This is a genomic window from Terrirubrum flagellatum (assembly GCF_022059845.1).
Classification (GTDB): domain Bacteria; phylum Pseudomonadota; class Alphaproteobacteria; order Rhizobiales; family Beijerinckiaceae; genus Terrirubrum; species Terrirubrum flagellatum.
This window is the reverse complement of the sequence record NZ_CP091851.1, coordinates 3,564,027-3,585,047: the sequence shown is the minus strand read 5'-3', so window position 1 is coordinate 3,585,047 and position 21,021 is coordinate 3,564,027. Positions and strand designations below refer to the sequence as shown.

Here is a 21,021-nt window from a genome sequence, read left to right as displayed (position 1 = left end):
CTCACGCCCGCTTGTAAACGTCCTCGATGCGGATGATGTCGTCTTCGCCGGTGTAGCTGCCTACCTGCACCTCGATAATCTCGAGCGGAATCTTGCCGGGATTGGCCATGCGATGCACGCAGCCCTGTGGCAGATAGATCGACTCATTCTCGCGCACGACGTGGATTTCATCATCGCGCGTCACTTCTGCGGCGCCATGCACCACCACCCAATGCTCGGCGCGGTGATAATGCTTCTGCAGGCTGAGCTTGCCGCCGGGCTTGACCATGATGCGCTTCACCTGGAAGCGCGGACCAATATCGATGCGCTGATACCAGCCCCACGGCCGATGCACGCGCAGATGCTGCGTCGCTTCAGCGCGGTCGCGCTTCTTCAGCGTTTCGACAAGGCTCTTCACCTTGTCGGCCTTGTCCTGCGTCGTCACCAGCACGGCGTCGTGCGTCGTGATGACGAGCGCATTCTCCATGCCGACAACGGTCGTGAGAATATCCTCGCTATGCACGAGGCAATTCCTGGCGTCGAGCAGTTCGACCTGGCCAACCGTGGCGTTGCCTGAGGCGTCGTGCGGCAGCGCCTCCCACACCGCGCCCCAGCCGCCGATGTCAGACCAGTCGAAGGAGACGGGCAGCACGCCCGCGCGATGCGTTTTCTCCATCACGGCGAAATCGATCGAGGTCTTCGGCGCCTGCATGAAGGACGCCTTGTCGAGGCGCGTGAAGCCAAGATCGCGCTCGGCGTTTTCAAGGGCTTTTGTCGAGGCGGCGAGGATCTCGGGCGCATGCTGGCGCAACTCGTCAATCATGGTCTCGGCGCGGAAGACGAAATTGCCGCTGTTCCAGAGATAGCCTTCGGAAATATAGCGCTTCGCTGTTTCTTCGTTCGGCTTCTCGACGAAGGCTTCGACCTTGACCGCGCCTGTCGCGCCAATCGGCGCGCCCGGCCTGATATAGCCATAGCCGGTCGCGGCGAAGGTCGGCTTCAATCCAAGCGTCATGATCACGCCGGATGCGGCGGCTTCGCCCGCGCGCGCGCAGGCGTCGCGGAAGCCCGCCGCGTTCTCGATGAGATGATCGGCCGCCATCACCGCGACGACGGCGTCCTCGCCCGATTGCGCGCCGACGAGCGAGGCGATCGCGACCGCGGCGGCGGAATCGCGGCGATCGGGTTCGAGCACGATGCGGGCGGAGAGACCGACAACGCGAAGCTGCTCGGCGACGATGAAGCGGAAATCATCATGGGCGACGACCACGGGCTCGGTGAATCGCGGATCGTCGCGGAAGCGCAGCGCCGTCATCTGGAACGTCGAGAGATCGCCGAACAGCGGGATGAACTGCTTCGGCATCGTCTCTCGCGACGCCGGCCACAGCCGCGTACCCGAACCTCCGCACATGATGACCGGAATGATAGGCGCCATGATCTCTCTCTCGCTGTCGCAGACATGAAACAGGTTTGGACGCCCAGGTCCAGAATTGCCGAACGACGCGGTAAAGCGCGCGAGCCGGTAAGGTTAGCAGGCCCTTGCGGAAATTGCGTATTTCTCCGGCGCCGATTATGTGAGCGAGCAAAGTAACCCTACGGAGCAGAGGCATGGCCGACGGCGGACTGAGCCGATTCATGGGCGGATCGCCCGGCGGCGTGATCTTTCGCCTGATTCTGGCCTCGATTCTGGTCGGCGCTTTGATGGCGCTGCTCGGCCTCGATCCCGAAGGGCTGGTCAACCGCGTGCTGCAGATGGTTCGCGGCGTGTTTAGTCTCGGCTGGGGCGCGGTCGATCAGGTCGTCCGCTGGCTGATCTATGGCGCCGTGATCGTCGTGCCGATCTGGTTCGTCGCGCGGCTGCTCTCAGGTCGCAAATAAAGACGCTCGCCTCTGAAGATGACCGTGACGTGACGGCGGACGCGACATTTGGCGGCAGGGCCGCGCTGACCCATGGTCGGCTGCTCAGGCTCGCCTTGCCCGTCACATTGTCGAACATCTCGACGCCGCTGCTTGGCGTCGTCAATGCGGCGGCGATCGGCCGGCTCGGCGATGCGACGCAGCTTGGCGCTGTCGCGCTCGGCGCCGTGATCTTCGACATGCTGTTCTGGTCCTTCGTCTTCCTGCGCATGGGTACGGCGGGGCTGACGGCGCAAGCCTATGGCGCCAGCGATGCGAACGAGCTGCGCAACGTTTGGTGGCGATCGACGCTGATCGCCGCCGCAATCGGCCTTATAATCATCATCCTGCGGACGCCGATCATCGAGATCGGAGTAGCCTTCATGCAGCCGAGCGCGGAGACCGCGGCGTTCGTGCGCGCTTATGTCGGCGCCCGCATCTGGTCGGCGCCGGTGACGCTGATGAATTATGCGGTGCTGGGATCGCTGATCGGCCGCGCCCGCTTCGATGTCGGTCTCGGGCTGCAGATCGCGATCAACATCGTCAATATCGCGCTGAGCCTCTTTTTTGTCAGCGTGTCGGGATGGGGCGTGACCGGCGTCGCCTGGGCGAGCGTCATCGCCGAGACTCTGGGGCTCGCGGCGGGACTTTTCTTCCAGGCGCAGGACGGGCTGATGCGCGCGCTGCGCTGGCGCGACATTTTCGCGCGCGAGCGCATCTGGAAGACAGTCACCGTCAACAGAGATATTTTCCTGCGCACGCTGCTGCTCATCGCCGCCACGGCGATCTTCTTTCGTCAGGGCGCCCGCTCCGGCGACGCGACGCTGGCGGCGAACGCGGTGCTGCACAATTTCCTTGCGATCGGGGCGTTCTTTCTCGACGGCTTCGCCACGGCGACGGAGCAGATCGCCGGCCAATCGGTTGGCGCGCGCGATCGCGAGGGATTCAATCGCGCGGTCAGGCTCGGCGCGATCTGGTGCGTCGGTTTCGGCGCGGCCGTGTCGCTGTTGTTTGCGACATCAGGCGGCGCGCTCATTGATTTCATCTCGACGAACGCCGAGGTCCGATCGACGGCGCGCGCGTTCCTGCTCTTTGCGGCGCTGGCGCCCTTCGCCGGCGCGCTTGCCTTCCTCTTCGACGGCGTCTTCATCGGCGCCACCTGGACGCGCGCCATGCGCGACGCGATGCTGGTTTCGTTTGCGCTTGGCGGTCTCGTCTATGTCGCGGCGTCGCCCTGGGGAAACAGCGGATTATGGCTGACGTTCCTGGCATTTCTTGCGCTGCGCGGCCTCGTGCAGGCGGCGCTCTATAGCAGGCTCGAACGGGCGACTTTCGCCTCTGGTTGAGTCAGAGCGCGCGGCGCATGCGCACGCTGCGAAATGTCGCGCTGTCGCCCATCGGCAGATTGATCGTCTCGATCGCGCGAAAGCCGAGCGCGGCGTAGAAGCGCTCGCCATTGAGCGTGGAATAGGATTCAAATTCGGTCACGCCGGCCGCGCGGGCCTCTTCCTCGCAGCGGCGATAGAGCGCGCGGCCGACACCGCGGCCGGCCCAATCGGCGCGAATGGCGAAATGCCTGATATGGCCAAGACCGGGCTCGATCTCGCCTGTGCCCGGCCGCTCGTGAGTCCAGCCGCCGCAGCCGACGATCTCGCCGTCTGCGGTTTGCGCGACGTGATAGGTGCCCGACGCCAGCAGCTTCGGATTGGGTCTGATCATCGCAGGCAGCGCGCGCTTCAGCTCTTCCGGCTCATAGGCGCCCGCCAGCAGCGTGGGATAAGAGGCTGCGAGAACCACGGACACCGCTTCCGCGTCATCAGGCGTCGCAACGCGGATCGTGATCGACATGGCGTTTCCTCAGGACGCCCAGCGCGACGCGCGCCGGCCGATGACAGGGGCGATCGAGGCGAGCCCTTCTTCCGCCAAGCGATCGGCGACGCCGCGCTTGATCTCGGCGATCAATCCCGGCCCCTTGAACACCAGCGCGCTGTAGAGCTGCACGAGCGTCGCGCCCGCTTCGATCTTCGACCAGGCGGCTTCGGCGGAATCGACGCCGCCGACGCCGATCAGCGGAAAGGCGCCTTCGACGCGCATATAGGTCTGCGCCAGCATGCGCGTGGAGAGATCGAACAGGGGCTTGCCCGAGAGTCCGCCCGTCTCCTTCGCGAGCTGCTTGTCGCGCAGCGATGCGGGACGCGCGACCGTGGTGTTCGACACGATCATGCCGTCGATTCCGCGCTGGCGCGCGACCGTTACGATTCCATCGAGCGTTTCGAGCGACATGTCAGGCGCAATCTTCAGCAGCAGCGGCGTGCGCGCCTGCGTCTGGTCGCGCGCCTCGACGCAACGCGCGAGAAGATCGTCGAGAAACGCTTCGCCTTGCAGGTCGCGCAGGCCCGGCGTGTTCGGCGAGGACACGTTGATGGTGAGGAAGTCGGCGAGGGCTGAGAATTTGCGCGTCAGCGCGACATAGTCGGCGACGCGATCAGATGATTCCTTGTTGGCGCCGAGATTGACGCCGACGATTCCCGCGCGCCGGTCGCGGCCGGCGAGCCGCGCGGCGACGGCGACCATGCCGTCGCTGTTCAACCCGTAGCGGTTGATTACGCCCTCATCGCCGGAGAGGCGGAAGACGCGCGGGCGCGGATTTCCCACTTGCGGCTTCGGCGTCACGCCGCCGATCTCGATGAAGCCAAATCCCAGCGCCGAGAGTTGCGGAACCGCTTCGGCATGCTTGTCGAAGCCGGCGGCGAGGCCGATCGGATTGGGAAAGCCGTAATCGAGCGCCGTGATGGTGAGAGACGGATGATCCGGCGCGCGGCCCGGCAGAGGAGTCCATTTCAGCGCCGCAATCGCGAGCCGATGCGCGCTCTCGGGGTCGACCACATGCAGCGCCGGCCGGACCAGCGGGAACAGGGCGCTGATCATGCGTCCGCCCAGTTGAACCGGTGGACGCCGTCCGGCCCGAGCGGCAGCGGGCGAACCCATGCGACAGCCGTCATCGATAGCGGCGCATAGAGATGCGGAAACAGCGCGCCGCCGCGCGACGGCTCCCATTTCAGCGCGTCTCCGAGCGCCTCGGCGTCGATGGCGGCGAGCACGAGGTCTGTCTGCCCGGCGAAATGCCTGGCCGCGGTCTCCTCGGCCTGGGCGCGGGTCGAGAAATGGATGTAGCCGTCGGCGAGGTCGACGGGCGCGCCGGCGAACAGTCCGGCCTTCTCCGCGGCCGCCCACAGGGCCGCCGGCGCGATTTTATAAATGAGGGTCATGAGGGGTCGATACGGGCGGGACGGCGAGCTTGGCAAGGCGCCGACCAACAATCTGGCGCCTCCGGTTGAAAGGGGGTTGCATTTTTCCTCAATAGGAGATACTTCCTATAGGATTCTCTGGAGAAGATTGGCGTCCGCCATGTTGACCCATGAACAGGTCTGGTCGGCCATTGACGCGCTGGCGGAGCGCTATGGCCTGTCCACATCCGGCCTCGCCAAGAAGGCGGGGCTTGATCCCACTACTTTCAACAAGTCGAAGCGCCTGACCGCCGACGGGCATCGGCGCTGGCCGTCGACGGAATCGATCGCGAAGATTCTCGAAGCAACCGGTGCGACGCTCGATTCCTTCATGGCGCTGCTCGCGAGCCGCGGGACCTACAAGCAGGGCCGCATGATTCCGCTGATCGGTTTCGCTCAGGCGGGTCAGGGCGGCTTCTTCGACGATGGCGGATTTCCTGTCGGCTCAGGCTGGGATGAGGTGCAGTTTCCCTCGCTCGCCGACGAGCAGGCCTACGCGCTCGAAGTCTCGGGCGACTCCATGCTGCCGCTCTATCGCGACGGCGATGTGGTGATCGCGTCGCCGGCCGAGCCCGTGCGCCGCAATGATCGCGTCATCGTGCGCACGACCGACGGCGAGGTGATGGCGAAGATTTTGAAGCGCGAGACGGCCAAGAGCGTCGAGCTTGCGTCGCTCAATCCCGATCATCCCATGCGCACGCTCGACCGCACGCAGATCGCGGCGATGCATCGCATCATGTGGGCGCGGCAATAATATCGGCCGGCGGTCGCATCTCGATCGCTAAACGTCGATATATCCGCGCCCCCCTCTCCCCTTGCGGGAGAGAGGGCGCAAATCCCTCACCCGGGATAGATGCGCCGCAAAGTTTACGTCGCCTGATGGCTTAGAGACCGGTTGGTCACGCTGCTCTCTTCGGGTTCTTGATTGCGACGAAATCGACTTTCGCCTTCAATCCAAGTCGATGCGCGATGCGCAATAGCCGGTCGAGCGTGAAGCGCGACAAGTCGGCGCTGCGAATGCGTTGAATATCAGCCGCATCGACCTTGGCGACCTCCGCGCCGGCGCGAACGCTGAGTCCTCGCTCATCAAGCACGCGAATGATCTCGGTCGCCGCTCGCGCCTTCAACAGCTTTGCTTCGGCGTCGGGATCGCCAAAATCAGCGAACACATTTCCAGATCCACGGACGACTTCGATGGTCTTTGTCATGAGAGCATGCTCCTGATGCGGGCGATCCGCGTGTGGATCAGGTCGATTTCCCGTTGTGGGGTCTTGACGCCCTGCGTCGATTTTTTCTGGAACGCATGAACCACCCACACGTCCTCATCGAGTTTGAGCGCATAGACCGTCCGATAGGCGTCAATTCGATAAGGTATGGCGATTTCATAGACGCCAGCGTCGAATCCCTTCAGCGGCTTGGCGACATCAGGAAACTGGCCGGCCGCCACGATTTCCAGCGCGAATTTCATGCGCTTCTGCACAGCCTGCGGGAAATCACCGAAGTCTTTGAGCGCCGCTTTAACCCACGAAACTCGCCGCATAAGGCGATGTTGGCATATCTGCCAACGGCGAGCAAGGCGCTCTGCTGGCCGATTAGATTGTTGACTGTCCGAAATCGGAATCGCAGGTGAAGTCGTAAAATTCGCTTTTACAATCCCCTCGCGCCCGGGCCTAAACCAAATCGCGGCGACGGATCGCGTCCGAGATCGACATGCGCGGCGAAGCCCGCATAGCTCGACGGATTATGCATCGAAAGCTCCGGCGTCTGGCGATCATAGCCGGGATCGAATTCCGAGATATGGATCGCATCATTGCCGGAGATCGCGTCGATCACATGGGTTGATTCATGGATCATTACGGCGGCGCGCGAATGGTCGCCGATCTTGCCAAGCCCGCGCCAGTCGAAATTGCGATAGACCGGGCCGAAGGTGACCTGCCGGGCGAAGATCGCTTCCGCCGCAATCAGCGGCCCGAGCGTTGGAATATCGTCGCGGAAACGCGCCGCGGGATCGCGCAGCACACGCTGGATGCCGTCATAGTTCAGCAGGATCGCGTCAAGATCGGCTTTGGTGAATGGACGCGCGACGCCGATCGTCGCAGGCGCGCTCGTCAGACGGAAATGGAGCCGAAGCGCATCGCGCGTCACGTCGAGGCCGGCGGGCTCCGGCCCGGCGGGATTGGTCAGCGTCGCCTGCAGATCCTGCAGCGCCTTGATCGCCTTGCCGACCTTGCGCAGCGCGAGCGGCGCGTCCGCGGTCGCAAGCGCGACGCCCGAAGCTCCGCCGGCGACGACGGTCGATGGCGAAGTGAGGAGTCTGTCGAGCGAGTTGAAGACTTCCTTGCCAGCGACGCCCTGATCCTGGCCGAGCGTGAACTGGATTTCGACCTGGCGCACGGCGTTCGCCGTCTGCTGCATATAGACGCCGGTCGCGCCGGCGGGGATGTCGAAGCCGGTTGCGATCAGGATATTCTGCAGCGTTCCGATCGCGGCGCGATTGCCATCGCCGGCATGCATGGCCGGCCGGTTTTCAGACGCGCTGACGAGGCGCGGATTCGCGTGCCAGTGAGGCGCGGACAAGGCCATGGAAATGCTCCCCTCCGCCGCGAAGCGCCTCGCCCGCCCGCGGAGACAGATGATTCGACAGGGCTCGCAGAAAACCAGAAAGCGCCCTGTCGCGCTGTGCGGAAAAGCACTCCGATTGCGCCTGCTTCCATGCATGGAAGCGGGGCTCCCGACTATACGGCGCCCTGCGCCTCCGCGATGGCGATCGCCGTCATGTTGACCACGCCGCGCGCGGTGACGTTGCCGGTGAGCACATGCGCCGGCTTCGCCGTGCCGATGAGGATCGGGCCGACCGGCAGCGCGTCCGCCAGCACCTTGACGAACTGGTAGGCGATATTCGCCGCGTCGAGGTTCGGCATCACGAGCAGATTGGCGACGCCGGTCAGCGTCGAACCGGGCAGCGTCTTCTCGCGGATCGCTTCCACCAGCGCGGTGTCGCCCTCCATCTCGCCGTCGATTTCGAGATGCGGCGCGCGCGATCGCACGATCTCGGCGGCGCGGCGCATCTTCACGGAGGACGGCGTGTCATAGGCGCCGAAATCCGAATGCGACAGCATCGCGATTTTCGGCTGGATGCCGAAGCGCGCGATATGATCGGCCGCCAGCATGGTCATCTCGGCGATATGTTCGGCGTCAGGATCGGCCTGCACATGGGTATCGCTGAAGAAGAAGGCGCCTTTCGGCGTGATCATCAGGCTCATGGCGGAGAGCTCGCGCACGCCCGCCTTCATGCCGATGATGTCCTTGATGTGCCGGATTTTCGAGCGATAGCGGCCCTCGAGACCACAGATCATCGCGTCGGCTTCGCCGCGGCGAACCGCGAGCGCGGCGATGACGGTCGTCGAGGTGCGCACGAGGGTTCGCGCCGCGTCCGGCGTGATGCCCTTGCGGCCCGCAGCCTCGATGAAGCTCGAGACATAGTCGCGATAGCGCGGATCATCGTCCGGATTGATGAGCTCGAAATCGCGGCCGGGCTTCAGCGCGAGACCGAAACGTTCAAGTCGCGCTTCGACGACGGAGGGTCGGCCGATGAGGATCGGAACCGCAAGACCTTCTTCCAGCACCACCTGCGTCGCGCGCAGGATGCGCTCGTCCTCGCCATCGGCATAGACGACGCGTTTCGGATTTTCCTTCGCCGCCTGGAACAGCGGCTTCATGATGAAGCCGGAGCGGAAGACGAAACGCTGCAGGCTTTCCGCATAGGCCTTGAGGTCGGCGATCGGGCGCGACGCCACGCCTGAATCCATCGCCGCCTTCGCCACCGCCGGCGCGATGCGCAGGATGAGACGGGGATCGAACGGCGGCGGGATGAGAGACTCCGCGCCGAAAGTGCGCACTTCGCCGCCATAGGCGCGCGCGACGACATCGGACGGCGCTTCGCGCGCGAGGCCGGCGATCGCTTCGACCGCGGCCGCCTTCATCTCCTCATTGATCGTCGTCGCGCCGCAATCGAGCGCGCCGCGGAAGATATAGGGAAAGCAGAGGACGTTATTGACCTGATTGGGATAGTCGGAGCGTCCGGTGCAGATCATCGCATCCGGCCGCGTCTGGCGCGCGAGCTCCGGCGAAATCTCCGGCGTCGGGTTGGCGAGCGCCATGATGAGCGGATTGGTCGCCATCAGCTTCACCATCTCCGGCTTCAGCACATTGCCGGCGGAAACGCCGAGGAATACGTCGGCGTCGGGAATGATGTCCATCAGCGTGCGAGCCGACGTCTCCTGCGCGAAGCAGTCCTTCCATCGGTCCATCAATTTCTCGCGGCCCTTGTAGACGACGCCTTCGAGATCGGTGACCCAGATATTCTCGCGCTTGGCGCCAAGCGACACGAGCAGATTGAGACAGGCGAGCGCGGCGGCGCCGGCGCCCGACGCGACGATCTTGACGTCGCCGATCTTCTTGTTCGCGAGCGCCAGCGCGTTGGTGACGGCTGCGCCGACGATGATCGCCGTGCCGTGCTGGTCGTCATGGAACACCGGGATCTTCATCCGTTCGCGGCACTTGCGCTCGACGTCGAAGCATTCCGGCGCCTTGATGTCCTCGAGATTGACGCCGCCAAAGGTCGGCTCCAGCGCGCAGACCACGTCGACAAGCCGGTCGATGTCCTTTTCCGCGACCTCGACGTCGAAGCAGTCGATGCCGGCGAATTTCTTGAACAGCACCGCCTTGCCTTCCATCACGGGCTTGGAGGCGAGGGGGCCGATATCGCCGAGGCCGAGCACGGCCGTGCCGTTCGAGATCACGGCGACGAGATTGCTGCGCGCGGTCAGCTCCGCCGCCTGGGCGGGATCGTTCTTGATGGCGAGCGAGGCGGCGGCGACGCCCGGCGAATAGGCGAGCGCGAGGTCGCGCTGGTTGCCGAGCGGCTTGGTGGCCTGGATTTCAAGCTTTCCGGGCCTGGGAAGCCGGTGGTAAACCAACGCGGCGGAGTCGAGATCGCTGCTGCTGCTCATCGGATGATCGTATCGGTTCTTCGCTTGAGGTTTCCTCGCTTCCCTTATGCATCGGCCGGATGCGTGGCGACAACCGCCGCCGGAAACACAGTTTCTTTCCCGAAGGGAACAGGTCGCTGGATCGCGCCGGCGGTCGCGCTCTGTCTGGCGCTGTTCGCCTGCGCCATCCCCGCGCGATCCGACGATCTCTGGATTCCCGGATATTGGGACCTGCGTCGGCGGCCGGAAAAGCTTGAAGGGTCGAGCGTCCGGGTCATCCGCTTCCTGGTCGATGACGAGTATCCGCCCTTCCACTATGCGACGCCGGAGGGCGGACTCGCCGGCATGTCGGTCGATCTCGCCCGCGCCATCTGCGCCGAGCTGAAGATCGCCTGCACCATCCAGGCGCGGCGCTGGGACACTCTGGCGGATTCGCTCGCGGAGGGCCGCGGCGACGCCATCATCGCCGCCATGCGGATCACGCCGGAGTTGCGCACCCGTTTCCGCGCCACCGCGCCCTGGCATCGCTCGCCGGCCCGCTTCATCGCCCGCAAGGCCGATGCGGGCGCGGAGACGACGGCGCCAGCCATGGCCGGCCGCAAGGTCGCCGTCGCAGCCGGCTCCGCCCACGTCGCCTTCCTGCGCGAGCAGTTTCCGGGTGTGACGCTGATCGAGGCGGCGTCGCCCGACGAGGCGCTGGCGAAGCTGCGCGCGGGACAGGCCGATTTCGCTTTCGGCGATGGACCCTCTCTCTCCTTCTGGCTGAACGGCGCGGCTTCGGCCGGCTGCTGCGCCTTCGCCGGCGGTCCCTATCTCGACAGCCGCTATTTCGGCGAAGGCGTCGGCATCCTGGTGCGCAAGGACGACATGGCGCTGAAGAAGACGCTCGACTACGCGCTTGCCGCCGTCGCCGAGAAAGGCGTCTACGCCGAACTCTATCTCAAATATTTTCCGATCGGATTTTATTGAGCCGAGCCGCCGTCATTTGCGCGACACAGAGCGATAGCGCCGCTGTTTGATTGCTGCGATCGCAGCTTCACGAATTCGCAAGACGAACATTTTGCTGAATTCGCCGAGTGGGCGCGCATCGACGACGTATGGCGAAGTTTCGATTTGATCTTCGTTCCATTCGTTCACGATGATCCACGCTGGCGTGCGCAGTCCGACTCTTTTTGCTTCTGTTTCCGGGATTGAAAGCGCAGCGACATCCGGATGCGGCGGCTGACGGGTGATCGGAAACAGCAGGGCTGTCGTTGGCCCGCTTTTCGCAGCGATCAAGATTTGAATAGAGGCGGGCCGATCCTTACGCCCGGCCTCTTCGCCCCGATCCTGTTCGCGCGCCCGCAGATAGGCGTAACGGATGACGAGACCGGAGCGCGCCTCAATCACGGAGGCTTTCGTCCGCGGGCTCAGAGAGCGTGGCGATATAGATGGCGGCCTGTTCTGGCGTCAGATCATCGACATGCACGACGCGGCGCTTGTCAGCCTGCTGCGTGAGTCGGTCATAGTCTTCCGCCGTGAGCAGTACGAACTTCCGCTTGCCGCGGCTCGTGATAGTGACCGGGCCACGGAAGGCCGCTTCGGCGATTTCGCCGGACTTGTTGCTGAGATCGGTGAGAGTGTAGTTGCGCATCTCCATATTTAGCTAGGTTAGCTAAATTGGCGATGATTTGCAAGCGCCGGGCGGCGTGCTCCTGTTTCAAGCGTCGTGGCCGGCCGCGCCGTAAAGTCAGTATTGATTGACAACGGTTTCCGCCCGCCCCATGCCCGCCGCTCGCTGAAATCCGGAGAAATGGCGCTTTCGCCGCCTGTGACTGACATGACCCGCCCGCCCCACGACATCCTCGCCGCCGCCGGCGCCTGGCCCCTCGAGCAGGCCCGCGCGCTGGTGAAACGGCTGGAGAAGAGCGGCAAGGCGAGCGCCCTGTTCGAGACCGGCTACGGACCCTCGGGCCTGCCTCATATCGGCACCTTCGGCGAGGTCGCGCGCACCTCCATGGTGCGCCACGCCTTTCATGATCTCACCGACGGCAAGATTCCGACCAAGCTCCTCGTCTTCTCCGACGACATGGACGGTATGCGCAAGATTCCGGAGAACGTGCCGGATCGCGCGGCGCTGGAGCCTTATCTGCAGAAGCCGCTGACGGCGGTGCCCAATCCGTTCGGCGGCGATTATAAGAGCTTCGGGCATCACAACAATGCGATGCTCCGCCGCTTCCTCGACACGTTCGGCTTCGATTACGAATTCGCCAGCGCGACGGATTACTACAAGTCCGGCCGCTTCGACGCCGTGCTGCTGCGCGCCGCCGAGAAGTATGATGCGATCATGCAGGTGATGCTGCCGACTCTGGGCGCGGAGCGGCAGGCGACCTACAGCCCGTTCCTGCCGATCTCGCCGACATCGGGCCGCGTACTCTACGTTCCGATGAAGGAGGTGAACGCCAAGGCGGGAACCATCACCTTCGCCGACGACGACGGGCGCGATGTCACGCTGCCGGTCACCGGCGGCCATGTGAAGCTGCAATGGAAGCCTGATTTTGGCATGCGCTGGGCTGCGCTCGACGTCGATTTCGAGATGTTCGGCAAGGACCACCAGAGCAACGCGCCTATCTATGACCGCATCTGCGAAATTCTCGGCGGCAAGGCGCCACAGCATTATGTCTATGAACTCTTCCTCGACGAAAAGGGCGAGAAGATCTCGAAGTCGAAGGGCAACGGCCTGACGATCGACGAATGGCTGACCTATGCGAGCCCGGAGTCGCTTGCGCTCTATATGTATCAGCGTCCGCGCGAGGCGAAAAAGCTGCATTTCGACGTGATCCCGCGCGCGGTCGACGAGTATCTGCAATTCCTCGAATCCTATCCGCGATCGGACTGGAAGAACCGGCTCGGCAATCCCGTCTGGCATATTCATGCAGGTGATCCACCGGCGCCGGAGACGATCGGCGCCGCTGGCGATAATGCGCCGCGTGCGCAAATCACGTTCGGCATGCTGCTCAATCTCGTCGCGGTCGCGAACACGCACGATGTCGACGTGCTCTGGGGATTCATCCGCCGCTACGCGCCCGGCGTTTCTCCCGATACGCATCCGCGGCTTGCGAAGCTGATCGGCTACGCCGCGCGCTATTTCGAGGATTTCGTCCGGCCGGAGAAGCAATATCGGCTCGCCGACGAAGTCGAAGCCGAAGCGCTGCGCGCGCTCGATGCGGCGCTGGCTTCACTCGAAAATCGCGATCCGCCAGCGACAGCCGAAGAGATTCAGGAAAAGATCTACGATGTCGGCCGCGCCGTGCCGCGCTATCAGGATCTCAAGGCGAAGGGCGCGACGCCGGAGCGGCCGGGCGTCTCGCTCGACTGGTTCAACGCGATCTATCAGGTGCTGCTTGGCGAGCCGCGCGGCCCGCGCTTCGGCTCCTTCGTCGCGCTCTATGGTGTGGCGAACACGCGCGCCCTGATTGCGAAAGCGTTGTCAGGCGCGCTGAAGCGCGAGCACGAGGCGTTTCTTGCCTCGCGACTGCCGAAGAGCGCGTAGCAGACCGGTCGCTTCGCGAGTCTTTCGCTGGGCCCCGGACTTCGTTCCACTCACTGCGTTCGTTTCACGAATCCGGGGACGGAGAGAGCTTCACCGCGAAAGAAAGAAGCTGTCTCCGTCCCCGGTTCCATGCAGCAAAGGCAGGAGCCTGAGCGGAATGGAGACCGGGGCCCAGCGAAAAATGTCGCGCAGCGGCCTGATTATTGCCCGCAGCCGATCGCGACGATCGAGGGCGCGATGCGCTGCGCCAGCACGCCGGCGCTGACGCCGTCGCCCGCCGCCGCGTTCGAGGCCGGCAGAAGCGATGCGAATTTCGCCGCCGGCGTGAGCTTGTGATTCATCGCCGGCGCCGCGCCGAGCGAAGCCACCACGACGATCTTCGGATTCTCCGCGATCACGCCGAGAAGCTGCCCCTTGCGGTCGAACACTGGCGCGCCCATGACGCCGCCGGCGACGCCAGCGGCAACGAGAGGCCCGTTTGTCATCGCCCGCAGCGAGCCCGACGCGATCTGCGGCGGCTGGCCGCTCGCGGCGCTCAGCGTCATGATGGAATCATCATCCGCAGGCGCAGCGCGCGATACGGCGATAGCGGCGGCGCGCCCGCCACTCGTCGCGAGAACAACGGCGCCCGTTGCGGCGTCGCCGGCCTCCGCTTTCGCCGGCTGCCCGTTGATCACAGGATTGGCGCAGGCTTGCGTCACTGACGCGCTGGTCAGCACTTTGCCCGGCGCGATGACGAGACCTGTCGCCGCGAAGGCCGGTTTTGGCGGCGTCGGCGCGCTGGGTCCCGTGCTCGGTCCGCTCGTTGGCGCATTCGCCACGATCGCGCCTGTCGGGAACGGATCGAAGCTATTGGCGACCGCGAGCATGACGCGATCGAAATCAGCCTTGCGCGCGACGGGATAGCTGAAGGTGAAGCCGCGCATCTCCGTGCCGTTCTTGGCCGCGCGCGTATAGAAGATGCGGCCGGAATCCTCGCCTGATGTGACGAAGAAGTCGGGCCGCTGGAATTTATAGGTCACCTTGCGATTGGGCTTCGCCGCGGTCTCGTCGGCGAAGGCCTGTTCGAGCGTTTTCGCCGTCAGCGGCGCGGCCAGCATGTCGAGCTTCAGCGCGCCATCATTGGTCTGGTAATTCACGGTCTGCAGCGGCGCGCCCTTTGGGGCGCGCACCCATTTCTCGACGACGCGCATGGGCACGCCGAGCCTGATGCCCGTGCTGGAATCGTCGAGCACGGCGAAGCGAACGGAATCCTTGGCGCGCTTGCCGTCGGCGAGCAGCGCGGTCCAGTCAGCGTCAGTGAGGATGCCCGTTTGCGCCGAGTTGCGCCGCTTCTGGTAGGAGCGGATGCCGTCATAGGCGCGCTTGCCGAAATTCACGCCGACAACACCATTATAGTCGCCGGTCCACATCAGCGCGTCCTGGATCGCCTTGCGATCATTCTCCGGCAAAGCCTCGAACGCGCGCTGCGCCGCCTCCATCTGCGGATCGGGTTGCGGCGCCGCGGGAGGAGGCGCCGTCGGCGGACGCGGCGCGGGCTGCGCTTGCGCGCCGTGAACGCCAAACGCGAGCGACAGAACGAATCCGCTCAGCAACAGACGGCGCATCAGCGTCTCCTTCACGCGCATCATGGGCAAGCGCCGAACGAATGCAACGCGCCATTCCCAGTCTGTGCGCCAGCGCACACGTCACCGACACGTCGTCGGCGATGGATCATGCTCCGGAAAATTTCGTCGGAGCGGGACGCAAAAAGTGGAAACCGGTTTTTGCTAAGTCCCGCTCCCGTTCAGAAACCTGATCGAGAGAATTTGGACCACAGGTCAAAATTCTCTCGATCCTGGGCGGCGCCCGCGCTTGCGGGTCATGAGCGGAATGTTACGAATTCAGTTGCCTGTCGAAAGGCCGCCGCCCGCGCCGTAAATTCGGCGCAAGCGGAATGTCCTCTCGGCGGCGCATGATGAGAGGACCGACGATGATCGCTCGCGCCTGGAATGCCTTCGCACTCTTCGTCCTCTTACTGGTCGGCCTCAGCGCCGCTCATGCTCAACAGCCGACGAAGAGTTATGTGCGCGAGGATCTGGCGAGCCAGCTTGTCCGTCTCGAAGATTCCCTGAAGCGCGAAGGCGCAGGCCTCAGCGGCCAGCCCTCCGAAACGCTGCGACGCGGCGCCGACGCGATCCTTGCACGCAATCCGCGCGAAGCGATGCGGCTTGCGATCGGCGCCATCGCAGCCGACAGCAATAACGCCGCAGCCTGGCTTACTTTCTCGAAAGCCGCCGGCCAGGTCGATTCCGGCACGAACTATTCCGAGCGCTACGAGCTTCGCAATCGCACGCTGACGGCGGCCTACGGCTATTACATGCGCTCCAGCGGCCGCCCGCAGGAAGCCGCCGCGCTCGCCAATCTCGCCGATATCTTCCAGCAGCGCGAGCAGTGGCGTTCGGCGCTTGATGCGTACAAGGCGAGTCTCGCGTTGGCCGACAATGCGCCGGTGCGCGCCGCCTATCAGACGCTGCGCGAGAGCAAGGGCTTCCGCATGACGGACTACAAGGTCGATGCGGATGGCGCGACGCCGCGCATTTGCTTTGAATTTTCCGAGCCTCTGGCCCGCGGTCGCGTCGATTTCGCGCCCTACGTCTCGGTGTCAGGAGTCTCCAATCCCGCCGTGAACGCGGAAGGCAGCCAGCTTTGCGTTGAAGGCCTGAAACATGGCGAGCGCTACACCGTCGCGCTGCGCCAGGGCCTGCCGTCGAGCGTCGACGAGGCGCTGCTCAAGACCGTCGATCAGGACATCTACATCAAGGATCGCTCGGCGCAGGTGCGCTTCTCCGGCAAGAACTACGTCCTGCCGCGCACCGGTCAGGAAGGCATCCCGGTGATTTCCGTCAACACGACGGAAGTGTTCATCGACGTCTATCGCATCGGTGACCGCAGCCTGCTGCCGACGGTGCGCTCGGAAGACTTCCTCGCCAATCTCTCGCGCTCGTCGGCTGACGATATCGAGAAGCAGAAGGGCGTGAAAGTCTGGACCGGCACGCTCGCCGTCCAACGCGATTTGAATCGCGACGTCACCACCGCCTTCCCGGTTCTCGAAGCGGTGAAGACGCTCGAACCCGGCGTCTATGTCATGACCGGCCGCGCGGAGAAGAAGCAGGTCAAGCAAAGCGACAGCGATTATGACGGCGATTCAAGCTCCGTCGCCACGCAATGGTTCATCGTCTCCGATCTCGGGCTGACAGCGTTCTCCGGCGAAGACGGCGTGCATGTCATCGTGCGCTCGCTCGCATCGGCGCAACCGGTTGAAGGCGCCGAGATCAGGCTTGTCGCGAAGAACAACGAAATCCTCGCGACGAAGGCGACCGACGCGCGCGGCATCGTCAAATTCGATCCCGGCCTTGCGCGCGGCGCCGGCGGCATGTCGCCCGGCCTCGTCACCGCGACGTCGAATGGCGATTACGGTTTCCTCGATCTCGCCTCGACGGCGTTCGATCTCAGCGATCGTGGTGTGAAGGGCCGCACGGCGCCGGGTCCGCTCGACGCTTTCATGTTCACCGAGCGCGGCGTCTATCGCGGCGGCGAGACGGTGCAGGTGACGGCGATGCTGCGCGACGCGCAGGGCCGCGCGCCGCGCAATCTGCCGCTGACCCTGATCGCGAAGCGCCCTGACGGCGTCGAATACAAGCGCGCCGTCGTGCAGGACCAGGGCCTCGGCGGCCGCTCCTACTCGCTGCCGCTCATCTCTGGCGCGCAGCGCGGCACCTGGCGGCTCGAAATTTACGCCGATCCCAAAGGCGACTCGCTCGGCGACACGACATTCCTCGTCGAGGACTATGTGCCCGAGCGTATCGAGCTCAAGCTCAATCCGAAAAAGACGCCGATTGGCGGCGATGAACCCGCGATCGTCGATGTCGATGCGCGTTATCTCTATGGCGCGCCCGGCTCCGATCTGCAGGTGACCGGCGAAATCATCGTGCGCAAGGCGACGAAGAATCCGATCCCCGGAATGGATGGATTCTCCTACGGCATCGACGACGAGAATTTCGAGAACGTCAACAAGGAGCTCGAAGACCTTCCGCAAACCGATGCGCAGGGCAAGGCGACGGTGAGCGCCGATCTGCCCGAATTCGAGACAACGCGTCCGGTCGAGGCGCGCGTCACGCTGCGGGTCGGCGAATCCGGCGGCCGCGCCGTCGAGCGCTCGACCGTCATTCCGATCGCGCCAAAGGCGCCTGTCATCGCGGTGAAGAAGCTGTTCGACGATACGAGCATCGGCGACGGCGCCAACGCCGAATTCGAAGTCGCGCTCGTCAACCCCGATGGCACGCGCCTCGCGCGGCAGGGCCTGCAATGGACGCTCTATCGCGTCACGCGCAGCTATCAGTGGTACAACAAGGATGGCCGCTGGGGCTACGAGCCCATCAAGACCACGCGCCGCATTTCCGATGGCAAGGTCGACGCCAGCGACAAGGCGCTCGGCAAAGTGTCCGTGCCGGTGAATTGGGGCTGGTATCGCCTCGAGGTCGGCTCCGGCGCGACCATGACGTCAGTGACCTTCTATGCCGGCTGGTCGGGCGAACCGAAGACCGACACGCCTGATCTGCTCGACGTGTCGCTCGACAAGGAGAGCTACAAGTCCGGCGACAAGATGAAGCTGACGCTGCGCCCCGGCTTCGCCGGCAAGGCGACGATCGGCATCGTCGGCGACAAGGTCTATGACTGGCGCGTGATGGACGTCGCCGCCGGCGGCACGACCATCGAACTCGACGCGAAAGCCGAGTGGGGCGCCGGCGCCTATGTCGTCGCGCTTGCGCATCGCCCGCTCGATCAGGCGGCGAAGCGCATGCCCGGCCGCGCGCTCGGACTCGCCTGGTTCTCTGTCGACAAGGACAGCCGCAAGCTGACTGTCGAGGCGACGCCCGAGAAAATCATCAAGCCGCGCGGCACGCTTGATATTCCGATCAAGCTCGCGGGCCTGACGGCCGGCGAAGAAGCCTATGTCACCGTCTCCGCGGTCGATCTCGGCATCCTCAATCTCACGCGCTACGAGACGCCTGATCCGTTTGATTATTATTTCGGCCAGCGCCAGCTCTCGGCCGAGATTCGCGATCTCTACGGCCTTCTGATCGACGGCATGCAGGGAACGCGCGGCGCGATCCGCTCCGGCGGCGACGCCTCGGCGAACAGCGGCGAAAATTCGCCGCCGCGCGACGCGCCGATGGTGCGTTATTCCGGCGTGGTGAAGGTCGGGCCTGATGGAACGGCGAAAATCTCGTTCGACATTCCCGCCTTCAACGGCACGGCGCGGGTGGCTGTTCACGCCTGGTCGAAGGACAAGGTCGCGTCGGCGCAGACGGACGTGATCATCCGCGATCCCGTGGTGCTGCTCGGCACGCTGCCGCGCTTTATGTCGGTCGGCGATCGTTCGCGCTTCCATCTCGCAATCGACAATGTCGAGGGTCCCGCGGGCGATTATGTGCTCGATGTCGACATCCGCGGCCCCGTGGGGGCGCCTGCGGACGCGCTGCGCCGCACGCTGCGGCTTGGCGCCAAGCAGAAGGCGGAGGCTTCGTTGCCGATCTCGGCGTCTGACGTGGGAACAGCGACCGTCGCCTTCCGGCTGACGGGACCCGGCGGCGTCGATCTCACGCAGGCGATGACGCTCAACGTCGCGCCGGGTTCGGTCGGGCTCGTGCGTCGCACCGTGCGTGCGCTGCCGCCGCAATCGAGCCTGACGATCTCGTCCGATCTCACGGCGGATCTCCTGCCGTCATCGGCGAGCGTTTCGGTCACTGTGTCGCCCTATGGCGCGCTCGATGTGCCGTCGCTGCTGGCGGCGCTCGATCGCTACCCCTATGGCTGCACGGAGCAGACGGTGAGCCGCGCAATGCCGCTGCTCTACGTCAATCGTCTGGCCTCGCAGGAGCAACTCGCGCTCGATGCGAAAGCCGATGATCGCGTGCGCGAGTCGATCGATCGCGTGCTGGCGCGACAGGATTCGAACGGCGCGTTCGGATTGTGGAGCGTCGGCGGCAACGACATCTGGCTCGACGCCTTCGTTACGGACTTCCTGACCCGCGCGCGTGAACGGAACTTCACGGTGCCGCAGCTCGCTTTCGATCTCGCGCTCGACAGGTTGCGCAACCATGTCGCCAACGCCGATGTCGAGAAGGGCAAGGGACAGGATCTCGCCTATGCGATCTATGTGCTGGCCCGCAACGGCCGGCCCGTGATCGGCGATCTGCGCTATCTCGTCGACACCAAGCTGACCGACTTCGGCACGCCGTTGGCGCGCGCGCAGCTCGGCGCGGCGCTGGGTCTGCTCGGCGACAAGGCGCGGGCGCAGAAGGCCTTCGCTTCGGCGCTGGAGCTCCTGCGCACGAGCCGCGACAACGGCTTCTCGCGCGAGGATTACGGTTCGCGTCTGCGCGACGGCGCCGGCATCATCACGCTGGCGTCGGAGACGGGCATGGATCGCTCGCAGATCGTCCTTGCTTCGTCCGCTGTGACCGAGGCGCGTGATGTGTCGCGTTATACCTCGACGCAGGAGCAGGCCTGGATGGTGCTCGCCGCGCAGGCGATGGCGAAGGATTCGGAATCCCTCACCGTCACCGTCGACGGCGCCGAGCACAAGGGCGCGCTCTATCGCACCTGGCGCGGCCTCGCGCTTGATTCCAAGCCGATCACCATCACCAACGCCAGCAATTCGCCGGCGCAGATGGTGGTGTCGACCTCGGGCAATCCACTGACGCCGGAACCCGCCGTGCGTCAGGGCTATGTCGTCGAGCGCTCCTACTACAAGCAGGACGGAACCGAGGTCGATCTGACCAAGCCGGTGAAGCAGAATGATCGCATGGTGGTCGTGCTGAAGATCACGGAGCAGCGCGCGACCTATGCGCGTCTGCTGCTGGTCGACATGCTGCCGGCGGGCTTCGAGATCGATAATCCCAATCTCGTCGACTCCGCGCAGGTCGGCGCGCTGTCTTGGCTTAAGCGAACCATGGAGCCGGCCAACGCGGAATATCGCGATGATCGCTTTGTCGCGGCGTTCGATCGCTATCCCAGCCAGCAGGCGAGCTTCACTGTCGCCTATATGGTGCGCGCGGTGTCGCCAGGCCGCTACGTGCATCCGCCGGCTCTGGTCGAGGATATGTATCGTCCGGATCGTTTCGGCCGCACCGCGTTCGGCAGTCTGGAAGTGACTCCGGCGCGGCCGTGAACGACGAACGATGAGTTCGCACCGAGCGAGCGCGATATGAAAAGCGAAGGGCGCATTCCTTTCCGCTTCCCTCCCCCCTTGTGGGGGAGGGTGAGGGAGGGGGGTGCGCATTTCTTCTCA

17 protein-coding genes are annotated in these 21,021 nt (G+C 64.6%); 6 read left to right on the top strand and 11 right to left on the bottom strand.

From position 1 onward, the window contains the following. Position 1 precedes the first annotated feature (1 nt). Positions 2–1,414, bottom strand: coding sequence for a mannose-1-phosphate guanylyltransferase/mannose-6-phosphate isomerase (locus tag L8F45_RS17225; protein ID WP_342359104.1), 1,413 nt, complete (start codon positions 1,412–1,414; stop codon positions 2–4). 173 nt (positions 1,415–1,587) lie between these two features. On the opposite strand from L8F45_RS17225, the gene L8F45_RS17220 reads away from it, so the two are divergent. Together L8F45_RS17220 and L8F45_RS17215 are read left to right on the top strand one after the other, a co-directional pair. After that, a complete protein-coding gene (locus L8F45_RS17220; protein ID WP_342359103.1) occupies positions 1,588–1,857 on the top strand; it encodes a DUF6460 domain-containing protein in 270 nt (89 codons plus the stop codon). Positions 1,858–1,886: 29 nt separating this feature from the next. Further along, positions 1,887–3,221: an MATE family efflux transporter gene (locus tag L8F45_RS17215; protein ID WP_342359102.1), complete on the top strand. Its 1,335-nt coding sequence runs from the start codon at positions 1,887–1,889 to the stop codon at positions 3,219–3,221. 1 nt (position 3,222) lies between these two features. On the opposite strand, the gene L8F45_RS17210 is transcribed toward L8F45_RS17215, so the two are convergent. The 3 genes from L8F45_RS17210 to L8F45_RS17200 are packed head-to-tail and all read right to left on the bottom strand — an operon-like array spanning position 3,223 to position 5,144. Continuing rightward, positions 3,223–3,723, bottom strand: coding sequence for a GNAT family N-acetyltransferase (locus L8F45_RS17210; RefSeq protein ID WP_342359101.1), 501 nt, complete (start codon positions 3,721–3,723; stop codon positions 3,223–3,225). A gap of 9 nt (positions 3,724–3,732) precedes the next feature. Further along, the gene (locus L8F45_RS17205; protein ID WP_342359100.1) at positions 3,733–4,803 is read right to left on the bottom strand and encodes a quinone-dependent dihydroorotate dehydrogenase; all 1,071 of its coding nucleotides are present in this window, start codon (positions 4,801–4,803) and stop codon (positions 3,733–3,735) included. Continuing rightward, entirely contained in the window at positions 4,800–5,144 is a 345-nt protein-coding gene (locus L8F45_RS17200; protein ID WP_342359099.1) for a DUF952 domain-containing protein, read from the bottom strand. Before L8F45_RS17200 ends, L8F45_RS17205 begins: the two co-directional genes overlap by 4 nt. Before the next feature lie 139 nt (positions 5,145–5,283). Here L8F45_RS17200 and L8F45_RS17195 point away from each other — a divergent pair, with 139 nt between their 5' ends. Continuing rightward, the gene (locus L8F45_RS17195) at positions 5,284–5,916 is read left to right on the top strand and encodes a S24 family peptidase (protein WP_342359098.1); all 633 of its coding nucleotides are present in this window, start codon (positions 5,284–5,286) and stop codon (positions 5,914–5,916) included. Between the two features lie 145 nt (positions 5,917–6,061). On the opposite strand, the gene L8F45_RS17190 is transcribed toward L8F45_RS17195, so the two are convergent. The 4 genes from L8F45_RS17190 to L8F45_RS17175 form a co-directional block, all read right to left on the bottom strand. Further along, positions 6,062–6,370: a helix-turn-helix domain-containing protein gene (locus L8F45_RS17190; protein WP_342359097.1), complete on the bottom strand. Its 309-nt coding sequence runs from the start codon at positions 6,368–6,370 to the stop codon at positions 6,062–6,064. Next, positions 6,367–6,630 carry a type II toxin-antitoxin system RelE/ParE family toxin gene (locus L8F45_RS17185; RefSeq protein ID WP_342359096.1) on the bottom strand — a complete coding sequence of 88 codons (264 nt, stop codon included), beginning with the start codon at positions 6,628–6,630 and terminating at the stop codon, positions 6,367–6,369. Before L8F45_RS17185 ends, L8F45_RS17190 begins: the two co-directional genes overlap by 4 nt. A gap of 179 nt (positions 6,631–6,809) precedes the next feature. After that, positions 6,810–7,745 (bottom strand): hypothetical protein, encoded by a 936-nt coding sequence (locus L8F45_RS17180; protein ID WP_342359095.1) that lies wholly within the window; start codon positions 7,743–7,745, stop codon positions 6,810–6,812. A 152-nt stretch (positions 7,746–7,897) separates the two neighbouring features. Beyond that, a complete protein-coding gene (locus L8F45_RS17175) occupies positions 7,898–10,174 on the bottom strand; it encodes an NADP-dependent malic enzyme (RefSeq protein WP_342359094.1) in 2,277 nt (758 codons plus the stop codon). A gap of 63 nt (positions 10,175–10,237) precedes the next feature. Between L8F45_RS17175 and L8F45_RS17170 the strand changes: the two genes are divergently transcribed. After that, a complete protein-coding gene (locus L8F45_RS17170) occupies positions 10,238–11,122 on the top strand; it encodes a transporter substrate-binding domain-containing protein (protein ID WP_342359093.1) in 885 nt (294 codons plus the stop codon). Between the two features lie 12 nt (positions 11,123–11,134). Here L8F45_RS17170 and L8F45_RS17165 read toward each other — a convergent pair whose 3' ends face one another. Continuing rightward, complete coding sequence (locus L8F45_RS17165) at positions 11,135–11,542, bottom strand: hypothetical protein (protein ID WP_342359092.1); 408 nt, start codon at positions 11,540–11,542, stop codon at positions 11,135–11,137. Further along, entirely contained in the window at positions 11,535–11,786 is a 252-nt protein-coding gene (locus L8F45_RS17160; protein WP_342359091.1) for a type II toxin-antitoxin system Phd/YefM family antitoxin, read from the bottom strand. Before L8F45_RS17160 ends, L8F45_RS17165 begins: the two co-directional genes overlap by 8 nt. 186 nt (positions 11,787–11,972) lie before the next feature. Here L8F45_RS17160 and L8F45_RS17155 point away from each other — a divergent pair, with 186 nt between their 5' ends. Further along, on the top strand, positions 11,973–13,685 hold the full coding sequence (locus tag L8F45_RS17155; protein ID WP_425329934.1) for a lysine--tRNA ligase: 1,713 nt from the start codon (positions 11,973–11,975) through the stop codon (positions 13,683–13,685). 200 nt (positions 13,686–13,885) lie between these two features. Here L8F45_RS17155 and L8F45_RS17150 read toward each other — a convergent pair whose 3' ends face one another. Continuing rightward, positions 13,886–15,316 (bottom strand): peptidoglycan-binding domain-containing protein, encoded by a 1,431-nt coding sequence (locus tag L8F45_RS17150; RefSeq protein WP_342359089.1) that lies wholly within the window; start codon positions 15,314–15,316, stop codon positions 13,886–13,888. A 341-nt stretch (positions 15,317–15,657) separates the two neighbouring features. Here L8F45_RS17150 and L8F45_RS17145 point away from each other — a divergent pair, with 341 nt between their 5' ends. Beyond that, complete coding sequence (locus tag L8F45_RS17145; protein WP_342359088.1) at positions 15,658–20,901, top strand: alpha-2-macroglobulin family protein; 5,244 nt, start codon at positions 15,658–15,660, stop codon at positions 20,899–20,901. Positions 20,902–21,021: the final 120 nt, after the last annotated feature.

Coding starts and splice junctions, on each gene's coding strand:
- L8F45_RS17225 (WP_342359104.1), bottom strand. CDS start 1,414: ATGGCGCCTATCATTCCGGTCATCATGTGCGGAGGTTCGGGTACGCGG.
- L8F45_RS17220 (WP_342359103.1), top strand. CDS start 1,588: ATGGCCGACGGCGGACTGAGCCGATTCATGGGCGGATCGCCCGGCGGC.
- L8F45_RS17210 (WP_342359101.1), bottom strand. CDS start 3,723: ATGTCGATCACGATCCGCGTTGCGACGCCTGATGACGCGGAAGCGGTG.
- L8F45_RS17205 (WP_342359100.1), bottom strand. CDS start 4,803: ATGATCAGCGCCCTGTTCCCGCTGGTCCGGCCGGCGCTGCATGTGGTC.
- L8F45_RS17200 (WP_342359099.1), bottom strand. CDS start 5,144: ATGACCCTCATTTATAAAATCGCGCCGGCGGCCCTGTGGGCGGCCGCG.
- L8F45_RS17195 (WP_342359098.1), top strand. CDS start 5,284: ATGTTGACCCATGAACAGGTCTGGTCGGCCATTGACGCGCTGGCGGAG.
- L8F45_RS17190 (WP_342359097.1), bottom strand. CDS start 6,370: ATGACAAAGACCATCGAAGTCGTCCGTGGATCTGGAAATGTGTTCGCT.
- L8F45_RS17185 (WP_342359096.1), bottom strand. CDS start 6,630: ATGAAATTCGCGCTGGAAATCGTGGCGGCCGGCCAGTTTCCTGATGTC.
- L8F45_RS17180 (WP_342359095.1), bottom strand. CDS start 7,745: ATGGCCTTGTCCGCGCCTCACTGGCACGCGAATCCGCGCCTCGTCAGC.
- L8F45_RS17175 (WP_342359094.1), bottom strand. CDS start 10,174: ATGAGCAGCAGCAGCGATCTCGACTCCGCCGCGTTGGTTTACCACCGG.
- L8F45_RS17160 (WP_342359091.1), bottom strand. CDS start 11,786: ATGCGCAACTACACTCTCACCGATCTCAGCAACAAGTCCGGCGAAATC.
- L8F45_RS17155 (WP_425329934.1), top strand. CDS start 11,973: ATGACCCGCCCGCCCCACGACATCCTCGCCGCCGCCGGCGCCTGGCCC.
- L8F45_RS17150 (WP_342359089.1), bottom strand. CDS start 15,316: ATGATGCGCGTGAAGGAGACGCTGATGCGCCGTCTGTTGCTGAGCGGA.
- L8F45_RS17145 (WP_342359088.1), top strand. CDS start 15,658: ATGATCGCTCGCGCCTGGAATGCCTTCGCACTCTTCGTCCTCTTACTG.